The organism is Azospirillum sp. P4_B5 (assembly GCF_056402275.1).
Genome location: NZ_JBFUHT010000002.1, coordinates 76,469 through 95,834 on the forward strand (window position 1 = coordinate 76,469; position 19,366 = coordinate 95,834).

A 19,366-nucleotide genomic window follows, 5' to 3' on the forward strand; every position below is an offset into this window, starting at 1 on the left:
CGGGGAGAGAGCCGGTGTCCGAAGACGCGGATGACGCATCCAAAACAGAAGATCCGACGCAAAAGAAGCTCGACGAGGCCCACAAGCAGGGCCAGTACGCGATGACCCAGGAAATCGGCAACTGGCTGATGATCGCCGCCGCGCTGGTGATCCTGGTCACGACCCTGCCCGAAACGCTGAAGGGCATGGTGCCCCGCCTGAACTTCTTCTTCGAGAACCTGGACCAGATCCCCATGGACCAGGGCGGGGTCGGCGCGGTGCTGATGCGGGTGATGAAGGACATCCTGTGGGCGCTGTGGCTGCCGATTCTGTTCCTTCTGTTTGCCGGCGTGCTCGGCACCATCGGGCAGAAGGGCTTCAACGTCTCCTGGGAGCTGATCTCGCCGAAGTTCGGGAAGCTGAACCCGATCTCCGGCATCGCCAACCTGTTCAGCGCCCAGAAGGGCGTGGATCTTCTGAAGAGCCTGGCGAAGGTCGCGGTGGTCGGCGTCGTCGCCTACATCGCGCTCCAGCCGATGATGCTCACCATCGAGCATTTCATCGGCATCGACATGATGCTGCTGCTCCGCGAGATGGACGGCCTGACCTTCCGGCTGCTGGCCGGCGTGCTGGCCATCCTGACCCTGATCGCCGGGGCCGACCTGTTCTGGCAGCGCCACAGCTTCGACAAGAAGATGCGCATGACCAAGCAGGAGGTGAAGGACGAGCACAAGCAGGCCGAAGGCGACCCGCATGTGAAGGGGCGCATCCGCCAGCTGCGGTTCGAGCGGGCGCGCAAGCGCATGATGGCGGCGGTGCCCGACGCCGACGTGGTGGTGACCAACCCGACCCACTTCGCCGTCGCGCTGAAATACGACTCCACCACCATGGGTGCCCCGATGGTGGTGGCGAAGGGCGCCGACGCCGTCGCCTTCAAGATCCGCGAGATTGCCGAGGAAAACGGCGTACCGGTGATGGAGAACCCGCCCCTCGCCCGTGCGCTCTATGCCGCATGCGATATCGACGAGGAGGTTCCGTCCGAGCACTATCGCGCCGTGGCGGAAGTCATTACCTATGTCTTCAAGCTGAAAGGACGCGCGGTGCGGAACTGAGGACCGTTCCCGGACCTTTCCTTGCAGCGAACGGCTGACCTGGAGTTCCGGTGGACGACACGACCTCTTCCTTTGCCGACAGCGCTCCCGCCGGACGCCGCACCGTTGGTGTCGCGGGGATGGGGGAACGGCCGGGCAGCGCGTTCGCCACGGGAGCGTTGGCGGTCCTTCTTTTGGCCGGGCTGGCCGCGGCTGGGGCGGGGGKGGTTCTGGACCGCGACCCGCTGGCCTGGGCCGGGCTGACCACCGCGGGTGCAGGAGCCTTGGTCCTGGCGATCCGCATGGTCCGTGCACGGCGGCGGGTGGCCCGCGTCGGCTCCCTGCTGGGCAGCGCGCTGGAGGGGCTTCCGTCCGGCCAGCTGGTCTGCGATGGGGCCGGGCGTGTGGTCTTCGTCAACAGCACCTTCCGCTCGCTGACCGGCTGGAGCGAAGGGGAGCCGCCGCTGCGTGCGCTCGAGCGCCAGTTCGCCGACGATCCGGACAGCGCCGACGCCTTTCGCCGCCTGTGCGAACGGGTGAAGGGCGGCTACTCCGGCTCCATCGAGCTGGCGGTCCGCCAGCAGGGGCGCGCCGCCGAATGGCGCCGCATCCAGGGCCAGCCCATCGACGGGCATGCCGGGGCGGTGATGTGGCGTGTCGAGGACATAACCGCCCGGCGCGAGTTGGAGCAGGTGACCCGGCGCGAGCAGACCCAGCTCGTGGATTTCATGGACCATGCGCCGATCGGCTTCTTCTCGGTGGATCAGGACGGGCATTTCCAGTTTGTGAACGCGACCCTGGCGAAGTGGCTGGGCTGCGCCCCGGAGGATCTGGTCGAAGGAGGGCGCCGTCTTCACGATGCGCTGGCCCATCCGCCCACCGCCTCCGCCCCCTACGACCTTCTGGATGGCGGGGGGATGGAGCAGCGCGGCGAGATCGCCATGCACGGGCTCCAGGGGCGCCGTTTCCAGGCCTATGTCGCGCAGAGCGTGGTGAGGAGCGAGGACGGGCGGGTCTCGCACACCCGCTCCGTCGTGCGCGACCTGACGCCGGAACGCGAGTGGCAGGAGGCCCTGCGCCTGTCCGAGCAGCGCTTCCAGCGCTTTTTCGAGGACGCGCCCATCGGCATCGCCCTGGTGGACGAGGGCGGGCGGTTGGCGGAATGCAACCAGGCCTTCCTGGCGCTGATCGGCAGCGAGGCCGGCAATGTCCTCGGGCTGGCCATGGCCGACCTGATCGTTCCGGCGGAGCGCGCCATGGTGACCGAGCGGCTGACCGCCGTGCAGGGCGGCTCCGACCCCGCCGCCCCGCTGGAGGTGCGGCTGACCGGCGGGCGGGAACTGGTGGCCCAGCTCTACGCGCGGCGGCTCGGGGGGGTGGGGCCGGAAGGGGCGGTGGGGCTGATCCTGCATTTCATCGACATGACCGAGCGCAAGGGGCTGGAGGCCCAATTCGCCCAGTCGCAGAAGATGCAGGCGGTCGGCCAATTGGCCGGCGGCGTCGCCCACGACTTCAACAACCTGCTGACCGCGATGATCGGCTTCTGCGATCTGCTGCTGCTGCGCCACAAGCCGGGTGACCAGTCCTTCAGCGATATCATGCAGATCAAGCAGAACGCCAACCGCGCGGCCAACCTCGTGCGGCAGCTCCTGGCCTTCTCGCGCCAGCAGACGCTTCAGCCGCGCATCCTGAGCGTGACCGACGTCCTGGCCGAGCTTGGCAACCTGATGCGCCGGCTGATCGGCGAGAACATCGAGTTGAAGATGCTCCATGGCCGGGACATCGGCTATGTGAAGGTGGACCAGAACCAGCTGGAACAGGTGATCATCAACCTCGTGGTCAATGCGCGCGACGCCATGGCCGGGGGCGGGCGGCTGACCATCGTCACCTCCAACCATGTGGTGGAGCAGGCGCAGCGCCGCGAGCACGAGACCATTCCGCCCGGCGACTATGTGTCCATCGAGGTGATCGACACCGGCTGCGGCATCCCCAAGGAGAATCTCCAGCGCATCTTCGAGCCCTTCTTCACGACCAAGGGCGTGGGGTCGGGCACCGGGCTGGGGCTGTCCACCGTCTACGGCATCGTCCGCCAGACCGGCGGCTTCGTGCTGGTCGAATCGGAGAAGGGGGAGGGGACGACCTTCACCATCCTGCTGCCCCGCCACAAGGGCGAGGCCCGTCCCGACCAGGGCGAGCCGCGCGAGCGGCGCGGCAGCGACCTGACCGGCTCCGGCACCATCATGCTGGTGGAGGACGAGGACGCCGTGCGCGTCTTCTCCGCCCGCGCGCTCCGCAACAAGGGCTATCAGGTGCTGGAGGCCAAGAACGGCGAGGCGGCGTTGCAGCAGCTCGGCACGGACGGCAACCGCATCGACCTGCTGATCACCGACGTGGTGATGCCGCAGATGGACGGCCCGACCCTGGCCCGCCATGTCCGGCAGATGAGGCCCGACATGCGCGTCATCTTCATCTCCGGCTACGCCGAGGATCGGCTGGGCGAGATCGACGGGGTCGAGGTCGCGCATTTCCTGCCCAAGCCCTTCTCCCTGAAGCAGCTTGCCTCCAAGGTGAAGGAGGTCATCCGGGACGGGAAGTAGCGGCGTGGATGACGGTGGCGCCTATCCGACGCGCCAGCCGTGATAGGCCCAGCGTTCCGTTCCCGGTACGTCGACCGGCTCCCAGCCGCGACGCCCCGCGCCGATCGGGCGGTCCGACAGAACCAGCGCGTCCGGTGCCAGGAAGGGTTCGATCAGCCCGCCAATCCAGTTGCGGATGCCCTCCTCCTCGCCCTCCCGCGCGCTGCCGATGTCGGCATGGGCCAGCCGCACCGCACCGCGGAAGCGCTCCGTCGCGGCGGGCAGCGTGTCCCGGAAGTCACCGAGGAACAGCCGGTCATCGTCCGGACGCAGGGAGGCGGGAACGCGCGCTCCCATATCGAACACCAGGATGTCGCGCGGTGGGAACAGGCTGCGCAGATGGTCGTAGGTGCGGCCCTTCCCCAGACCGATCTCCATCACCAGACCAGGGCTCCCCGCGACGCAGCCGGCGGCCCAGCCGAGCGCCACACGCTGTGTCGTGAGGCGGTCGATCATGCGGTCGAGCGTGGAATGGGCTGTGTTCATGTCCGGCTTTTTTGGGCGTTGTTGGCGAGGCTTCCCTTCTTGAACGCCGCAGTTGGAATTCCGTTGCGCGGCGGCGGATCGTTCCTACATTCGGACGAGAACATTCGCGGAACTTAGGGCTTTGCGGAGAGGAACAAAGCTGGTACATTCCCTCTCACCGAATGACCGTTGGTGAGATCGTTGGCCCTGGGGCCGCGGATGTGATCTAACAAGGGGAGACGGGCATGTCGTCCGCACAGCTTCGTTTGGTCGAGAAGGATTCCATGGATAAGCAGAAGGCCCTGGATGCCGCTCTGGCGCAGATCGAGCGCGCCTTTGGCAAGGGCTCGATCATGAAGCTCGGCGCCCGCGAGAACACGGTCGAGACGGAGGTCGTTTCCACCGGCTCTCTTGGCCTCGACATCGCGCTGGGCATCGGCGGCCTGCCGCGCGGCCGCATCGTCGAGATTTACGGGCCGGAAAGCTCGGGCAAGACGACGCTGGCGCTGCACGCCATCGCCCAGGCCCAGAAGAACGGCGGCACCTGCGCCTTCGTGGACGCGGAACACGCGCTCGACCCGTCCTACGCCCGCAAGCTGGGCGTGAACATCGACGATCTGCTGATCTCCCAGCCCGACGCGGGTGAGCAGGCGCTGGAGATCGCCGACACGCTGGTGCGCTCCGGCGCCGTCGACGTGCTGGTGGTCGACTCCGTCGCCGCCCTGGTGCCGCGCGCCGAGTTGGAAGGCGAGATGGGCGACAGCCACGTCGGCCTGCACGCCCGCCTGATGAGCCAGGCGCTGCGCAAGCTGACCGGCTCCATCTCCAAGTCGAACTGCCTGGTGATCTTCATCAACCAGATCCGCCTGAAGATCGGCGTGATGTTCGGCAACCCGGAGACGACCACCGGCGGCAACGCGCTGAAGTTCTACGCCTCCGTTCGCCTGGACATCCGCCGCATCGGCGCGATCAAGGACCGCGAGACGGTGGTGGGCAACCAGACCCGCGTGAAGGTGGTGAAGAACAAGATGGCCCCGCCGTTCCGCGTGGTCGAGTTCGACATCATGTACGGCGAGGGCGTGTCGAAGGTGGGCGAGCTTCTCGACCTCGGCATCCAGGCCGGCGTGGTGGAGAAGTCGGGCGCGTGGTTCAGCTATGACGGCACCCGCATCGGCCAGGGCCGCGAGAACGCCAAGAACTACCTGCGCAACAACCCGGCGGCGGCCGACTCCATCGAGGCGAAGATCCGCGGCAACGCCGGTCTCGTCGCCGACGCGATGATGGGCACTCCGGAAGCCGACGGCGAGGCCGCGACCCCGGAGTGATCCCGGGCGGCAAGCCGGTTTCGCTGCGTGAAAGCCCCTCTCCGGTCCGCCGGGAAGGGGCTTTCGCCGTCTTGCCGGACGGCTGGAAAGACCTTACATTCAGGCTGGGCGGACGGGTGTTCCAGCACCCGWCCGCCGGCCCGGTCCTAGCGGTTCAGGATCTCAAGCAGCAGCTTGAGCGCCCGCAACAGCAGGATCAGGAGTTCGAGGATTTTCCGCATCCTCTCATCTCCTTCTGAGCGGCGGGGCGGTGGTCATCCACCGCCCGTCCTCGCCGACGATCATGCAAATGTGTGGCGCTCCGTCCACGCGGCCTGTCGCCGCGTGGGAGCCCGTCGCGGGCACTCTGTGGACAGCCACCGCAAGTCACGTTAAAAGCACGGTTCGGCCGCGAACAAGGCCGCGCCGCCGATTGTAGCCGACCGTAGCCGGAGCCTGGACAGCCTATGAAGACCGCCAACGACATCCGCCGCACGTTCCTGGACTTTTTCGCGAAAAACGGCCACCAGATCGTGGAGTCGTCGCCGCTGGTTCCGCGCAACGACCCGACGCTGATGTTCACGAACGCCGGCATGGTGCAGTTCAAGAACGTCTTCACCGGGGCGGAGCAGCGTCCCTATTCGCGCGCGACCACCTCGCAGAAATGCGTGCGCGCGGGCGGCAAGCACAACGACCTGGACAATGTCGGCTACACGGCGCGGCACCACACCTTCTTCGAGATGCTGGGCAACTTCTCGTTCGGCGACTATTTCAAGGACGACGCGATCGCCTTCGCCTGGAACCTCGTGACGAAGGAGTTCGGGCTGCCGGCGGACAAGCTGCTGGTCACCGTCCACAGCTCCGACGAGGACGCGGCGGGGATCTGGCGCAAGGTGGCCGGCCTGTCGGACGACCGCATCATCCGCATCCCGACCGACGACAATTTCTGGCGCATGGGCGACACCGGTCCCTGCGGCCCCTGCTCGGAGATCTTCTTCGACCACGGCCCGCACATCGCCGGCGGTCCTCCGGGCTCGCCCGACCAGGACGGCGACCGCTTCATCGAGATCTGGAACCTCGTGTTCATGCAGTATGAGCAGCGCGGTCCCGACGACCTGATCGCCCTGCCGAAGCCGTCGATCGACACCGGCATGGGGCTGGAGCGTCTGGCCGCCGTGCTTCAGGGCAAGCACGACAACTACGACATCGACCTGATGCGGGCGCTGATCGTGGCCTCCGCCGAGGCGACGAAGACCGCGCCGGACGGCCCGCACGCCGTCTCGCACCGCGTCATCGCCGACCATCTGCGCTCCTGCTGCTTCCTGATCGCCGACGGCGTGCTGCCGTCGAACGAGGGCCGCGGCTATGTGCTGCGCCGCATCATGCGCCGCGCCATGCGCCACGCCCACATGATCGGCGCGCGCGAGCCGCTGATGCACCGCCTCGTTCCGGCGCTGATCCAGCAGATGGGCGACGCCTATCCGGAGCTGAACCGCGCCCGCGCCCTGATCGTCGAGACGCTGAAGCTGGAGGAGACCCGCTTCAAGCAGACGCTGGAGCGCGGCCTGCGCCTGCTGGAGGACGAGGTCGGGCGCCTGGGCGAGGGGCAGCCGCTGCCCGGCGACGTCGCCTTCAAGCTGTACGACACCTACGGCTTCCCGCTCGACCTGACCCAGGACGTGCTGCGCACCCAGGGCCGCCCGGTCGACGAGAGCGGCTTCAAGGCCGCCATGGACGAGCAGCGCCGCAAGGCCCGCGAATCCTGGGCCGGCTCGGGCGAGGCGACGACCGAGAAGCTGTGGTACGAGCTGAAGGACGAGCTGGGCGCCACGGAGTTCTTCGGCTACGACACCGAGGTCGCCGAGGGCAAGGTGACCGCCATCGTCAAGGGCGACGCCCGCGTCGAGCAGGCCGCCGCCGGGGACGAGGTGCTGGTCATCGTGAACCAGACGCCCTTCTACGGCGAGTCGGGCGGTCAGGTCGGCGATGCCGGCGTGATCTTCTCCGCCGAGGGCACCGAGGTCGCCGTCTCCGACACCCAGAAGAAGCTGGGCGCCGTCTGGGCCCATGTCGGCACGGTCACCAAGGGCACGCTGAAGGTCGGCGACGTGGTCGAACTGCGCGTTGACACGGAGCGCCGTTCGGCCATCCGTGCCAACCACTCGGCCACCCACCTGCTGCACGAGGCGCTGCGCCGCCGCCTGGGCGAGCATGTCACCCAGAAGGGCTCGCTGGTCGCCCAGGAGCGCCTGCGCTTCGACATCAGCCAGCCGACCGGCCTGACCCCGGCGGACATCGCCGCGGTCGAGGACGAGGTGAACCGCCGCATCCTCGGCAACAGCGAGGTCGTCACCCGTCTGATGTCTCCGGACGAAGCCCGCGCATCCGGCGCCATGGCGCTGTTTGGCGAGAAGTACGGCGACGAGGTGCGCGTCGTCTCCATGGGCGGCCCGCACGGTGAGCTGGACCGCGACTATTCCATCGAGCTGTGCGGCGGCACCCACGTCCGCCGCACCGGCGACATCGGCCTGTTCAAGATCGTCGCCGAGGGCGCCGTCGCCGCCGGCGTGCGCCGCATCGAGGCGCTGACCGGCACCGGCGCCAAGGCGTGGCTGTCGGAGCGCGACCATCTGCTGACCGAGGCGGCATCCGTCCTGAAGGTCCGTCCGGAGGACGTTCCGTCCCGCCTCGCCGTCCTGGTCGACGAGCGCAGGAAGATGGAGCGCGAGCTGGCCGAACTCCGCCGTCAGGTGGCGATGGGTGGCGGCGCCAAGGCCGAGGGCGGCAACGAGGCCAAGGACATTGCGGGCGTCAAGTTCGCCGCCCGCGTGGTCGAAGGCCTGCCGGCCAAGGACCTGAAGCCGATGGCCGACGAGCTGAAGAAGCAGGTCGGCTCCGGCGTGGTCGTTCTGATCGCGTCGAACGAGGGCAAGGCGTCCATCGTCGTCGGCGTCACCGACGACCTGACGGCCAAGATCAGCGCCGTCGATCTGGTGCGCGTCGGTGCGGAGGCCCTGGGCGGGAAGGGCGGCGGCGGCCGTCCGGACATGGCCCAGGCCGGCGGTCCGGATGCCGCGCTGGCCCCCGCCGCGGTCGAGGCCATCGAGAAGGCCGTGGCGGCGAAAGCCGCCTCTTAAAAACCTTCGGCGAAGGCCGCCTCCTAACTGCGTTTCTCGTCCGAGTGCACCGGCTCCAACGCGGGTGTGCTCGGCGGGTGCCTGCGGATCACGAGGCCGGGGCGGTCGGGAATGCCGTAGCGTCGGTATTCCCGCGCCAGCTGTCCGGTCAGGGCCAGCCCGGCCATGCGGACATCCGCGGCCAGCGAGGCCAGCGGCGCGTCCAGCGTCTTGGGCCGGTTGCGCTCCACCAGGAAATGGCCCAGCCACGCCGCGCCATAGCCGACCAGCGGTGCCGCCACGAGCGCCCGCCAGTCGCGGCGGGCCAGTCCCACCGTCAGCAAGGTCGCCGCCGACAGTGTGCCGGCGACGTGCAACGCCCGGTTCGTCGGGTCGCGGTGCTGTTCCAGATAATCGGGCCAAAAATTCGGATCGGTCGCCATGACGGACTCCTTCCGCGGGGGAACGCCGGGCGGCCCGTGGCGGTTCCGTCTTGCATGACGCCCGCCGTGCTGGAAGGATGCGCGGGTCAACGAACAATACCGCGGAACCGACTGGCATGCGCTTTACCGGCACCGATTCCTACGTCGCCACCGACGACCTGATGGTGGCCGTCAACGCGGCCATCACGCTCGAGCGCCCGCTGCTGGTGAAGGGAGAGCCGGGAACCGGCAAGACCGTGCTGGCCCAGGAGGTCGCCCGCGCCCTGAACAAGCCGCTGCTCGCCTGGCACATCAAGTCCACCACCAAGGCGCAGCAGGGCCTCTACGAGTACGACGCGGTCAGCCGCCTGCGCGACAGCCAGCTTGGCGAGGAGCGGGTGCACGACATCGGCAACTACATCGTGCGCGGCAAGCTGTGGGAGGCGTTCGAGGCGCCGGAACCCCCCGTGCTGCTGATCGACGAGATCGACAAGGCCGACATCGAGTTTCCCAACGACCTGCTGCTCGAACTCGACCGCATGGAGTTCCACGTCTACGAGACGCGGCAGACGGTCAAGGCGGCCCGGCGTCCCCTCGTCATCATCACTTCCAACAACGAGAAGGAACTGCCGGACGCCTTCCTGCGCCGCTGCTTCTTCCACTACATCCGCTTCCCCGACCGCGACACGATGGAGCGGATCGTGGACGTCCATTATCCCGGCCTGAAGCAGGACCTGCTGCGCGAGGCGATGTCGCTGTTCTACAGCCTGCGCGAAGTGCCGGGTCTCAAGAAGAAGCCCTCCACCTCGGAGCTTCTCGACTGGATCAAGCTGCTGATGGTCGAGGACGTGGACCCCGAGACCCTGCGCGCCAAGGACGCCCGCAGCCTGATTCCACCGCTGTGCGGCGCGCTTTTGAAGAACGAGCAGGACGTGCATCTGCTGGAGCGGCTGGCTTTTCTCGCCAAGCGGGAAGGGCGCTAGGAAGCGCTTGACCGCGGCCGTCCTTCTGGGGCAGCCTGAACCCATGCAAGCGACCCCGCACCTGAACCGAATGCGAATTACCGCCCCGGCGCTCTGACAGAGGGCGCCGGACCGCGAGCGTTCGTTTTCGCAATCTGGTGTGGAGTGTGGCGTGTCCGTGCGCCCTGGGTCTTCCGGAACCCGCAATCCGGTTCATCACGATCCCCTGACCCGCTGCTTCACGCGTGCGTTGCGCCCCTTGGCGGAGCGAATGCGGGGCTCTGCGCGAATTATCGTCCCGGTCCGCTGACGCGGGCCGGGTTTCGCGCCTTCCTTCTCCGCCCCCCGTTCGTTCCCTCCGCCCGAGGACTTCCGCGATGCCGTCCGCGCACGCCACCCGTCTGCCTGCCGTTTCCTCCCCCAGAAAAAGCGAGAGCCGCGACACCGAAGACCGTTTGCCGCCCTGGCTTCCCCTCTCCGCCATCGAGGACGCCGCCGAGCGTTTGAGCGGGCGGATCGTCCGCACGCCGCTGCTGCCCGCTCCGGTGCTGGGGCGTGATGTCTGGCTGAAGGCGGAGACCTTCCAGGCAACCGGCGCCTTCAAGGAGCGCGGTGCCCTGAACCGCTTGCTGCGCCTGACGGCGCTGGAGCGCGCGGCGGGTGTTGTCGCCATGTCGGCGGGCAACCACGCCGCCGGTCTGGCGCTGCACTCCCAGCGGCTGGGGGTGGCGGCGACCATCGTCATGCCGGTCACCGCGCCGCGCTGCAAGGTGGAGCGGACGGAGGCGCTGGGCGCCGAGGTCGTGCTGTCCGGTTCCACCGTGGGGGAGGCGAAGGTCCGCGCGCTGCAACTGGCGGCGGAGCGGCGGCTGACCTTCGTGCATCCCTACGACGATCCTGACGTGATCGCCGGGCAGGGCACGGTGGGGCTTGAGGTGCTGGCCGACCGTCCGGACCTCGACAGGCTGGTGGTGCCGGTGGGCGGCGGCGGCTTGCTGGCCGGGATGGCGGCGGCGGTGAAGGCGCGCAAGCCCTCGGTCACCGTGGTCGGGGTGCGGCTGGCGCGGCGGCGAGGACCGACCTTGGCCGACGGGATCGCGGTGGACGCGCTGGGCAAGCTGCCGCAGGCTCTGCTGGCCGGCTTCGTGGACGCTCTGGTCGAGGTGGAGGAGGCGGAGGTCGCGGCGGCGATGCGGACCCTGCACGGCTCCTTCGGCATGGTGGCGGAAGGTGCCGGGGCCGCCGCGGTGGCGGCTCTGCTGGCCGGGAAGGTGCCGAAGGAGGGGCGGACCGTCGCCGTGCTGTCCGGCCGCAACGTGGATTCCGACACGCTGGTGCGGACGCTGGCCGCTGCTTGATCGACATCAAAGACCGCGGGGCTGGGGCAGGCTCAGGATCATCCTGCGGGCGCACCGTCCGGAAGACGGTGGCCTCGCAGGCAAAAGGCCGGTTGTCCCCGTGGCTCGTCTGGTGTCCCTCCTCGCGCTTGTGGTTGTGGCCATCGGGCTTCTCGGCGGTGCCGCACCCATGCGCATGCCGGACCTCCCGGCATCGCACTGCGAGTCCGCCGTGGTACAGGATGCCGCGGACTGCGCCATCGATCACCCGACGGATAGCCCGGTTTCGGGAAAGACCCACGCGCACGGCACCGCCGGGTGCCTCTGCCTGAGCGGGGCCTGTGACCTGACCGGCCTTCCGGCCCGGGTCGGCGTGCCTTTTGGCCATCGCCTCGCGACTCTGCTTCCCGGTGCGGACGCCATGCCCGCCGCCACCGCCCACGCGCCGCCGCTGCCGCCGCCGCGCGCCTGATTCCCGTCGTTCCGTCGCCTTTTCCCCGACCTGCGGACGTGCCCGGTCTTACGCCCATCGCGGCACCGGCGCGCCCGCCGAACACGCGCGAGTCATCCCATGACCATGACCCACTACATGGAACTGCTGGCCGTCAACCAGCCCTGGAACCTGCTGATCTTCATGGCGGTCCCCGTCATCCTGGCCGAGACGGTGGCGATCAGCGAACTGTACCTGCTCTACACCCGTAATTACGATGGCCCGGTGCGGCGGCTGAACCGCTGGGCCGGCATCACCGTCGGCGTCTATTTCACCGGTGTCTTCGTCCATCTGATGCAGAACGCGGTCGTTCCGCTGACCGCGTCCGGCGGCTGGCGCGGGCCGGCGGATGTGCTGGCGGTGGGCTTCTACCTTGCCGGCATCGTCCCGCTCGGCGGCATCGCGCTCCTGGACCTCGGGGTGATCGGCCGGGGCCGCGGCGAGCACGGCCGTATGGCGATCCACGCCGCCTTGGTCGGCCTGTTCCTGATTGTCGCCCACATCGCCATGATCTTCGGGATGCTGGACCCGACGCTGCTCACCGGTGCCGCCGCGGCTGGCGGGCACACGATGCACTGAACGGATGCGGACTGTTCCTCTCCCGCCCCGGGAGAGGGAAGGGGCCCGCGCAAGGCGCGGGAAGGGTGAGGGTCATTCGAGAATCACTGCCTTGATCCTTGCACGACCCTCACCCGGCTCTCAGCGGATGCCATCGGCATCCGCCTGACGCCGTCAGCGCTGGCCTTCGGCCAGTGCGAGAGGCCCTTCGGGCCACCCTCTCCCGGGACGGGAGAGGGATTCCTAGGGCGCCATGAACACGCTGCGGTGCCGACCAATCTCGCCGCTCGTCAGGTCGCGCGCCAGCACCGTCACGTCGGTGGACCCCGCCGTTGCGGCGCCCCGCGGCACACGGACGAAGATGCGGTAGGTCGCCACCGAATCCGCTTCCGCAGCGAGCGTCAGCGAGTTCCCCGACTGGGCGTCCACACTGGCGACCGACAGGTCGGCGTTCGCCAAACCCTCCACCGACAGGCGGTAGGTCCGCGCCTCGTGCGTCTTGTTGAGGATCTTGATGGTGTAGGCGTTCTGCACGTCGCCGTTCGACTGCTGCACATAGAGCGGGGCGCGGTCGCGCAGCACGCTGACGTCCAGCGTCGGGCGCATCGCCAAGGAAATCGCCATGACGCCGGTCACCACCAGGATGATGAGCGCGTAGATCACCGTGCGCGGGCGCAGCAGCCGCACCGGGGCGGCCTGACCGTCGGCCTTGGCGACCTGGTTGGAGCGGGTGTCGAACAGGATCAGGTCGCCAGGGCGCCCGACCTGGGCCATCACGTCGTTGCAGGCGTCCACGCACAGGCCGCAGCCGATGCAGGAAATCTGCTGCCCCTTGCGGATGTCGGTGCCGGTCGGGCAGACATGGACGCACAGCTTGCAATCGATGCAGTCGCCCAACCCCTCCGCCGTCCGCTCGTCCCAACTCTGCGACTTGCGCAGAGGCGCGCGCCCTTCGCCGCGCCAGTCCTGGTAGGTGACGACGTAGGTGTCCTCGTCGACCATCGCGGCCTGGAAGCTGCGCCACGGGCAGACGTAGATGCAGATCTGCTCGCGCGCCCAGCCGGCAAAGAAATAGGTGGTGCCGGCGAACAGCCCGGCAAAGGCCAGGACCTTCCACGACACCTCGCCGGTCGCGATCTCGCGCAGCAGGGTCGGGGCGTCGTTGAAATAGAAGATCCAGGCGCCGCCGGTGACCAGGGAAATCATCAGCCAGATGGCGTGCTTCGACGCCTTCAACCCCAGCTTGCGCGCCGAGAAGGGCGCCTTGTCCAGCCGGATGCGCTCGGTCCGCGGTCCTTCCAGCTTGCGCTCCACCCACATGAACAGGTCGCTCCACACCGTCTGCGGGCAGGCGTAGCCGCACCAGATGCGGCCGAGCAGGGTGGTGGCGAAGAAGATGCCGAAGGCGCCGATGATGAGCAGGCCGGTCAGGTAATAGACCTCCTGCGGCCAGATCTCGATCCAGAAGAAGTAGGCGCGCCGGCCCACCATATCGACCAGCACCGCCTGATCGGGAATGCCCGGCCCGCGATCCCAGCGCAGCCAGGGCGTGACGTAATAGACGCCGAGCAGGATCGCCAGGGCCAGCCATTTCAACTGGCGGAAGCGACCTCGGACATCGGCGGCGTAGACCTTGGGGCGTTGCACGAACCAGCGCTCGCGCGGCTGGTCGGCATCATGGGTGGCAGGTGCCGGGGAAATGAGGGACATGGTGTGCGACCTTGCTTTGACGCGGCGGTCAACCTAGTCCCTCTTTTATAAGGCTTCCGTGATGTAGTCACATTGCGGCAGATCAACGCTTTCAGACCGCCTCGCCGCGCAGTTCGGCAAGCCCGTCCTCATAGGCGCGGTCGAACAGCGATTCCAGCCGGGCGTCGGTGCCGCGCAAGCCGGCGACGACCGCGTGCGCCCACTCGAAATACTCGATCTTGCGCTCCAGCGGCCAGTCGGCGGGGGGGCTGTGCGCCATCGAGCGCAGGTTGGACACCTTGTCGGCCAACTTCACCAGCTTGGCGCGGGAGGACGCGGTGGGGGCGGCGTCGATCTGGCGCTGCTTGCGCTCCGCCTTGCGCAGCCGCTTGTCGTCGGTGGTCTCGGCGACGACCCCGGCGACCTCCGCCCCGAAATGCTGCTCGATCTCCTCATAGGAGGCGTCGGTGTCCTCCAGCGTGTCGTGCAGCAGGGCGGCGATGATCACCACCGGGTCCTTGCCCGCCGTCGCCTCGGCGCACAGGAACGCCACCTCCGACAGGTGGTTGAGGTAGGGCTCGGCGCGCACGCCCTTGCGGCGCTGGTCGATGTGCTTGTGCGCGGCGAACTCCAGCGCGCGGGCGAAGTCGAGAAGGGCTGTCATGGCGTTCCTGGCGGGTCGGCGCTACGATGAGGGCGGATGGGGACGAAACCCCACGGGGGGAGGCGGCATGTTCACGGGTTTCTTCTTCGAACTGCGCAAGGCGGGCGTGCCGGTCTCGCTGAACGAGTACCTGACGCTCATGGAGGCCATGAAGCGCGGCGTCGCCGCCTTCCGCGTCGAAGACTTCTATTACCTCAGCCGGGCCTGTCTGGTGAAGGACGAGCGCAATCTCGACCGCTTCGACCGCGTGTTCGGGCAGGTCTTCAAAGGGCTGGAGGGGACGGAGGGCGCCGGCGGCGACGAGATTCCCGTGGTCGACCTGCCGGAGGAATGGCTGCGCAAGCTGGCCGAACGCTTCCTGAGCGAGGAAGAGAAGGCGCAGATCCAGGCGCTGGGCGGCTGGGAAAAGCTGATGGAGACGCTGGCCGAGCGGCTGGCCGAACAGAAGGGGCGGCACCAGGGCGGCTCCAAATGGATCGGCACCGCCGGAACCTCGCCCTTCGGCGCCTACGGCTACAACCCGGAGGGCGTGCGCATCGGCCAGAAGGACTCCCGGCACCGCCGCGCCGTGAAGGTGTGGGACAAGCGGGAGTTCAAAAATCTGGACGATCAGGTCGAGATCGGCACCCGCAACATCAAGGTGGCGCTGCGCCGCCTGCGCAAGTTCGCCCGCACCGGGGCGGCCAGCGAGCTGGACCTGCCCGGCACCATCCGCGCCACCGCCAGCAACGCCGGCTGGCTGGACCTGAAGATGGTGCCGGAGCGGCACAACACGGTGAAGGTGCTGCTGTTCTTCGACATCGGCGGCTCCATGGACGACCACATCCGGCTGGTCGAGGAGCTGTTCTCCGCCGCGCGGGGCGAGTTCAAGCATCTGGAGCACTTTTACTTCCACAACTGCGTCTACGAGAGCGTGTGGCGCGACAACAAGCGCCGCCACGACGAGCGCACCCCGACCTGGGACGTGCTGCACACCTATCCCGCCGACTACAAGCTGGTCTTCGTCGGCGACGCGGCGATGAGCCCCTATGAGATCGTCTATGCCGGCGGCAGCGTCGAGCATTGGAACGAGGAGCCGGGTCAGGTCTGGCTGCAGCGGATGCTGTCGGTCTACAGCCGCGCCGTCTGGCTCAACCCCACGCCGGAATCGCGCTGGGGCTACACCGAAAGCACCCGCATGCTGCAGCGGCTTTTGGGCGGGCGCATGTACCCTCTGACGTTGCAGGGGTTGGACGCCGCGATGCGTGAGCTGGTGCGGTAGCGTTTTCCAGAACAACCGAACACCGTCGCAACCCAGCTCGTGGTTCTGGATTTGCAATCCATTGGTGCGCTTTAAAATGGATGATGCGGGTTCTCGTTCTCTAGGAAAACGGTTTATCAATCACCGGATGAGGGTGGCGCATCAAGATTTGCGTATTTGAACTGATTTGACTCGATAATTGAATGACTCATCGCCCGTTCGCAGAATAAGAACTCCGAGTCGTGGAGTTAAGCATCTGAACAAAGCCTGACTCTGTATTTCTATATGATACGACGAGACGATAATTTTCGTCCGTTTTAAACATTGATCGTCATTTCTGCGGCTTCCTGGCAACATTCGAGGCCAAACGGATACTGAGAATCTTTCCTCCTTGAACGCATACGATTGCACTACGAAGCATGAAGCTTCTTGTTCAGGCATGCAGTCGATGAGGGTCGGGGAAAATGCAGGGTGTTCTTGCACGCATCAGTATCAGCGGCAAAATCTACAGCGTTGTCGCTATCCTGGGAGCGGTGGCCACCATCATTGGTGGTGTCGGCTTCATCGGAATGCAGACCTACGACGACAAGTTCGGCCAGATTCAGAACTGGTCCCGGCGGGCGCTGATCAACGAGCAGATCAACGCTCTGGTCTACAAGGTCGTCATGGACAGCCGCGGCATCTACGCCGCGGATGGACCGGCGGACGCCACGCCCTACGCCAAGAACATCCTCGGCTCCACCGGCGAGTTGGAAAAGCTCATGGGCAAGCTGGAGACCCTTCAGCCGCCGGAAAACAAGGCGGCCTTCGGCGAGATCCAGCAGACGGCGCGCGCGTTCGTCCTGCAGCGCAACGAGGTCGCCCGCCTCGGGATGGAGGCCGGCCCTGAGAGGGCGCGCGAACACGGCGACACCCCCGAGGCCCGGGCGCTCCGCAGCAAGCTGGGCCAGTACATGGAGAAGGCCTCCGAACGCAACATGCAGGGCATCGCCGAGGCGAACGAGGAACTGGCCGCCGTGAACAGCCTGATGACGACGCTCATGATGATCGTCGGCATCGGCGGCGGACTCGGCGCGCTGGCGTTGAGCGTCGTGGTCGCGCGCGTCGGCATTTCCCGCCCGATCGCCGGGATCACCGACGTCATGGCCCGTCTCGCGACCGGTGACACGTCGTTGACGGTTCCTGGCCTCGGCCGTGGCGACGAGATCGGCGGCATGGCCAAGGCCGTGGCGGTCTTCAAGGACAACGCCGTGGACCGAGAGCGCATGAGGCTCGCCGAGGAGGCGGAGCGCCGGGCCAAGGAGCGGCGCACCCACGCCGTCGAGGAGTTGGTGCAGTCCTTCGACCGGAACGTCTCGGGCATCCTGCGCACCGTCGCCTCCGCCGCCACGGAGTTGGAGGCCACGGCGCAGAGCATGCTGACGACCGCCGACCAGACCAAGGGGCAGGCGGCCAGCACGGCCGCTGCGGCCGAGCAGGCGTCGGTCAACGTGCAGACGGTCGCCGCGGCGACCAACGAGCTGAGCGCGTCGATCAACGAGATCAGCGGTCAGGTGACGCGCTCCACCAGCATCGCCAGCCACGCGGTGGGTGAGGCGCAGCAGACCAACGAGCGCGTGCAGGGTCTCGTCGCGCAGGCGCAGCGGATCGGCGACGTGGTGAAGCTGATCACCGACATCGCAAGCCAGACCAACCTGCTGGCCCTCAACGCGACGATCGAGGCGGCGCGGGCCGGGGAGGCGGGCAAGGGCTTCGCCGTGGTGGCGTCGGAGGTGAAGAACCTCGCCAACCAGACCGCCAAGGCGACGGAGGAGATCGCCTCCCAGATCGCCTCCATGCAGGCGGCCACCGGCGGGGCGGCGGCGGCCATCAACGGGATCGGCGACACCATCGGCACCATCAGCGAGATCGCCACGATCATCGCTTCGGCGGTCGAGGAGCAGGGGTCGGCGACCGGCGAGATCGCCCGCAACGTGCAGCAGGCCGCGCAGGGCACCCATCTGGTGACCACCAACATCACCGAGGTCAGCGACGGCGCCACCCAGACCGGCTCCGCCGCCACCCAGGTGCTGGGCGCCGCCGGCGAGTTGTCCCGCCAGTCGGAGAGCCTGCGCACGGAGGTGGAACATTTCCTGGCGGGCATTCGCGCCGCGTAAGGGGCCGCGCGCGGGGTTCGGGGGTGTGCCACGGTGCACGCCCCCATCCGTTACCTCCTGAACGGACCGAACGGCGTTTGCCGGACTGAAATCCCGTTTTTATCGTCACGGCCAATTCGTGTTCGAATGGAGGGGTACCGTGGCGAAATCCTATCTGGCGTCCTGGAAAAAGGCGAAGGACCGCTTCGAAAAGACGACGGGCAAGAAGAAGCCCGACCCCAAGAGCCGTTTCGGCAAGCTGTTCAGCAAGATCAGCGCGACCGGCCTGGAAGGCGCGCTGAAGAGCTACGACGCCGCCACGACGGTGCAGGATGCGCAGAAGCACGCCCGCGCCTTCAAGACGGCGGCAAGCAGCTATATCCCCACGCTCGACGCGGCGGGCAAGGCGGCCAAGCAGGACGGCGACGCGGTCTACGCTGAGGCTTGCGCCGACATGGTGGCGTCGCTGAACAAGATCGCCGGCAACGTCATTACGGATTTGGAGCGGTTCGACGATCTGCCGAAGACCATCGACGGCTACTTCAAGTCGCCATACTGGTTCAAGCTTCTGAACAAGATCGCCAAGCAGGAAATGTCGCTCGAGAATGTCGAGCTGTACGACAAGATCCTGAAAGGCAAGCTGTCGAAGGCCGAGCCTGCGGAAGAGGCATACAAAGAATACGTGGCCGTCCGTTCACCCAAGGAAGTGAACATCGGGTCGGGAACCCGGAGCGCCTGCAAGAAATGCGCGGATCAGGGCGCTTGGACCGCCATGCCGTGGGACAAGGTGGCGAAGGATCTTGGCATCAACCTGGCCGACACCATCGGACGCCTGCACAGCGCGCTCGCCAAGGGCGAGATCTGACGGCCGGGGGCGGTTGACGGGGCGGGCCTCCGCCGTCACTTTGAAGGTTCAGCTTTCTAAGGAACGGTATCGGGAGGCTCCGCCATGTACATCGCCATGAACCGTTTCCGCGTGCGTCCGGGCTCGGAGCAGGACTTCGAGGAGGTCTGGCTGAACCGCGAGGTCCATCTGAACAAGGTCCCCGGCTTCGTGGAGTTCCACATGCTGCGCGGCCCTCGCTATGAGGACCACCGCCTCTATTCCTCCCACACCGTCTGGGAGTCGGAGGCGCATTTCCAGGCCTGGACCCGCTCGGAGGAGTTCCGCGCCGCCCATCGCGGGGCGGGCGACCGCAAGCCGCTGTATCTCGGCCCGCCGCAGTTCGAGGGATTCGAGGTGATCCAGACCGTGGGGCGCGAGGGCTGAACGGGCGG

16 protein-coding genes are annotated in these 19,366 nt (G+C 67.4%); 12 read left to right on the forward strand and 4 right to left on the reverse strand.

The window, feature by feature from the left end:
- The first annotated feature begins 14 nt into the window (after positions 1-14).
- Both flhB and AC1DVI_RS01990 read left to right on the forward strand, forming a co-directional pair.
- Positions 15-1,091, forward strand: coding sequence for a flagellar biosynthesis protein FlhB (flhB, locus tag AC1DVI_RS01985; protein ID WP_476956545.1), 1,077 nt, complete (start codon positions 15-17; stop codon positions 1,089-1,091).
- A gap of 50 nt (positions 1,092-1,141) precedes the next feature.
- A complete protein-coding gene (locus tag AC1DVI_RS01990) occupies positions 1,142-3,667 on the forward strand; it encodes a PAS domain S-box protein (protein ID WP_476956546.1) in 2,526 nt (841 codons plus the stop codon).
- A 21-nt stretch (positions 3,668-3,688) separates the two neighbouring features.
- Here AC1DVI_RS01990 and AC1DVI_RS01995 read toward each other — a convergent pair whose 3' ends face one another.
- On the reverse strand, positions 3,689-4,192 hold the full coding sequence (locus AC1DVI_RS01995; RefSeq protein ID WP_476956547.1) for a class I SAM-dependent methyltransferase: 504 nt from the start codon (positions 4,190-4,192) through the stop codon (positions 3,689-3,691).
- 224 nt (positions 4,193-4,416) lie between these two features.
- Between AC1DVI_RS01995 and recA the strand changes: the two genes are divergently transcribed.
- The gene (gene recA / locus AC1DVI_RS02000) at positions 4,417-5,496 is read left to right on the forward strand and encodes a recombinase RecA (RefSeq protein WP_476956548.1); all 1,080 of its coding nucleotides are present in this window, start codon (positions 4,417-4,419) and stop codon (positions 5,494-5,496) included.
- A gap of 446 nt (positions 5,497-5,942) precedes the next feature.
- Positions 5,943-8,612, forward strand: coding sequence for an alanine--tRNA ligase (gene alaS, locus AC1DVI_RS02005; RefSeq protein WP_476956549.1), 2,670 nt, complete (start codon positions 5,943-5,945; stop codon positions 8,610-8,612).
- A 23-nt stretch (positions 8,613-8,635) separates the two neighbouring features.
- Here alaS and AC1DVI_RS02010 read toward each other — a convergent pair whose 3' ends face one another.
- Positions 8,636-9,034: an Mpo1-like protein gene (locus tag AC1DVI_RS02010; RefSeq protein WP_476956550.1), complete on the reverse strand. Its 399-nt coding sequence runs from the start codon at positions 9,032-9,034 to the stop codon at positions 8,636-8,638.
- 116 nt (positions 9,035-9,150) lie between these two features.
- Between AC1DVI_RS02010 and AC1DVI_RS02015 the strand changes: the two genes are divergently transcribed.
- From AC1DVI_RS02015 to AC1DVI_RS02030, 4 genes are all read left to right on the forward strand, one after another.
- Positions 9,151-9,996 (forward strand): AAA family ATPase, encoded by an 846-nt coding sequence (locus tag AC1DVI_RS02015; protein WP_014240958.1) that lies wholly within the window; start codon positions 9,151-9,153, stop codon positions 9,994-9,996.
- Between the two features lie 356 nt (positions 9,997-10,352).
- Positions 10,353-11,333, forward strand: coding sequence for a pyridoxal-phosphate dependent enzyme (locus AC1DVI_RS02020; RefSeq protein ID WP_476956551.1), 981 nt, complete (start codon positions 10,353-10,355; stop codon positions 11,331-11,333).
- A 211-nt stretch (positions 11,334-11,544) separates the two neighbouring features.
- Entirely contained in the window at positions 11,545-11,784 is a 240-nt protein-coding gene (locus AC1DVI_RS02025) for a hypothetical protein (RefSeq protein ID WP_476956552.1), read from the forward strand.
- 99 nt (positions 11,785-11,883) lie between these two features.
- The gene (locus AC1DVI_RS02030; protein ID WP_476956553.1) at positions 11,884-12,381 is read left to right on the forward strand and encodes a DUF6803 family protein; all 498 of its coding nucleotides are present in this window, start codon (positions 11,884-11,886) and stop codon (positions 12,379-12,381) included.
- Positions 12,382-12,603: 222 nt separating this feature from the next.
- On the opposite strand, the gene ccoG is transcribed toward AC1DVI_RS02030, so the two are convergent.
- Both ccoG and AC1DVI_RS02040 read right to left on the reverse strand, forming a co-directional pair.
- Entirely contained in the window at positions 12,604-14,070 is a 1,467-nt protein-coding gene (gene ccoG / locus AC1DVI_RS02035; protein WP_476956554.1) for a cytochrome c oxidase accessory protein CcoG, read from the reverse strand.
- 91 nt (positions 14,071-14,161) lie between these two features.
- On the reverse strand, positions 14,162-14,713 hold the full coding sequence (locus AC1DVI_RS02040) for an HD domain-containing protein (protein ID WP_476956555.1): 552 nt from the start codon (positions 14,711-14,713) through the stop codon (positions 14,162-14,164).
- 67 nt (positions 14,714-14,780) lie between these two features.
- Between AC1DVI_RS02040 and AC1DVI_RS02045 the strand changes: the two genes are divergently transcribed.
- The 4 genes from AC1DVI_RS02045 to hmuQ all read left to right on the forward strand — a co-directional run bounded on the left by AC1DVI_RS02045 (position 14,781) and on the right by hmuQ (position 19,358).
- Positions 14,781-15,974 (forward strand): vWA domain-containing protein, encoded by a 1,194-nt coding sequence (locus tag AC1DVI_RS02045; protein WP_476956556.1) that lies wholly within the window; start codon positions 14,781-14,783, stop codon positions 15,972-15,974.
- Between the two features lie 443 nt (positions 15,975-16,417).
- Complete coding sequence (locus tag AC1DVI_RS02050; protein WP_476956557.1) at positions 16,418-18,109, forward strand: methyl-accepting chemotaxis protein; 1,692 nt, start codon at positions 16,418-16,420, stop codon at positions 18,107-18,109.
- Positions 18,110-18,248: 139 nt separating this feature from the next.
- Positions 18,249-18,953, forward strand: a complete 705-nt coding sequence (locus tag AC1DVI_RS02055; protein ID WP_476956558.1) for a hypothetical protein — start codon at positions 18,249-18,251, stop codon at positions 18,951-18,953.
- Positions 18,954-19,037: 84 nt separating this feature from the next.
- Entirely contained in the window at positions 19,038-19,358 is a 321-nt protein-coding gene (gene hmuQ / locus AC1DVI_RS02060; RefSeq protein WP_149163247.1) for a heme-degrading protein HmuQ, read from the forward strand.
- The last annotated feature ends 8 nt before the right edge of the window (positions 19,359-19,366 follow it).

Bases quoted from the DNA above. Each gene is read 5' to 3' on its own strand.
- ccoG (WP_476956554.1), bottom strand. From the start codon at position 14,070: ATGTCCCTCATTTCCCCGGCACCTGCCACCCATGATGCCGACCAGCCG.
- AC1DVI_RS02015 (WP_014240958.1), top strand. From the start codon at position 9,151: ATGCGCTTTACCGGCACCGATTCCTACGTCGCCACCGACGACCTGATG.
- AC1DVI_RS02030 (WP_476956553.1), top strand. From the start codon at position 11,884: ATGACCATGACCCACTACATGGAACTGCTGGCCGTCAACCAGCCCTGG.
- AC1DVI_RS02010 (WP_476956550.1), bottom strand. From the start codon at position 9,034: ATGGCGACCGATCCGAATTTTTGGCCCGATTATCTGGAACAGCACCGC.
- recA (WP_476956548.1), top strand. From the start codon at position 4,417: ATGTCGTCCGCACAGCTTCGTTTGGTCGAGAAGGATTCCATGGATAAG.
- alaS (WP_476956549.1), top strand. From the start codon at position 5,943: ATGAAGACCGCCAACGACATCCGCCGCACGTTCCTGGACTTTTTCGCG.
- hmuQ (WP_149163247.1), top strand. From the start codon at position 19,038: ATGTACATCGCCATGAACCGTTTCCGCGTGCGTCCGGGCTCGGAGCAG.
- AC1DVI_RS02020 (WP_476956551.1), top strand. From the start codon at position 10,353: ATGCCGTCCGCGCACGCCACCCGTCTGCCTGCCGTTTCCTCCCCCAGA.
- AC1DVI_RS02040 (WP_476956555.1), bottom strand. From the start codon at position 14,713: ATGACAGCCCTTCTCGACTTCGCCCGCGCGCTGGAGTTCGCCGCGCAC.
- AC1DVI_RS01995 (WP_476956547.1), bottom strand. From the start codon at position 4,192: ATGAACACAGCCCATTCCACGCTCGACCGCATGATCGACCGCCTCACG.
- AC1DVI_RS02045 (WP_476956556.1), top strand. From the start codon at position 14,781: ATGTTCACGGGTTTCTTCTTCGAACTGCGCAAGGCGGGCGTGCCGGTC.
- AC1DVI_RS02050 (WP_476956557.1), top strand. From the start codon at position 16,418: ATGCAGGGTGTTCTTGCACGCATCAGTATCAGCGGCAAAATCTACAGC.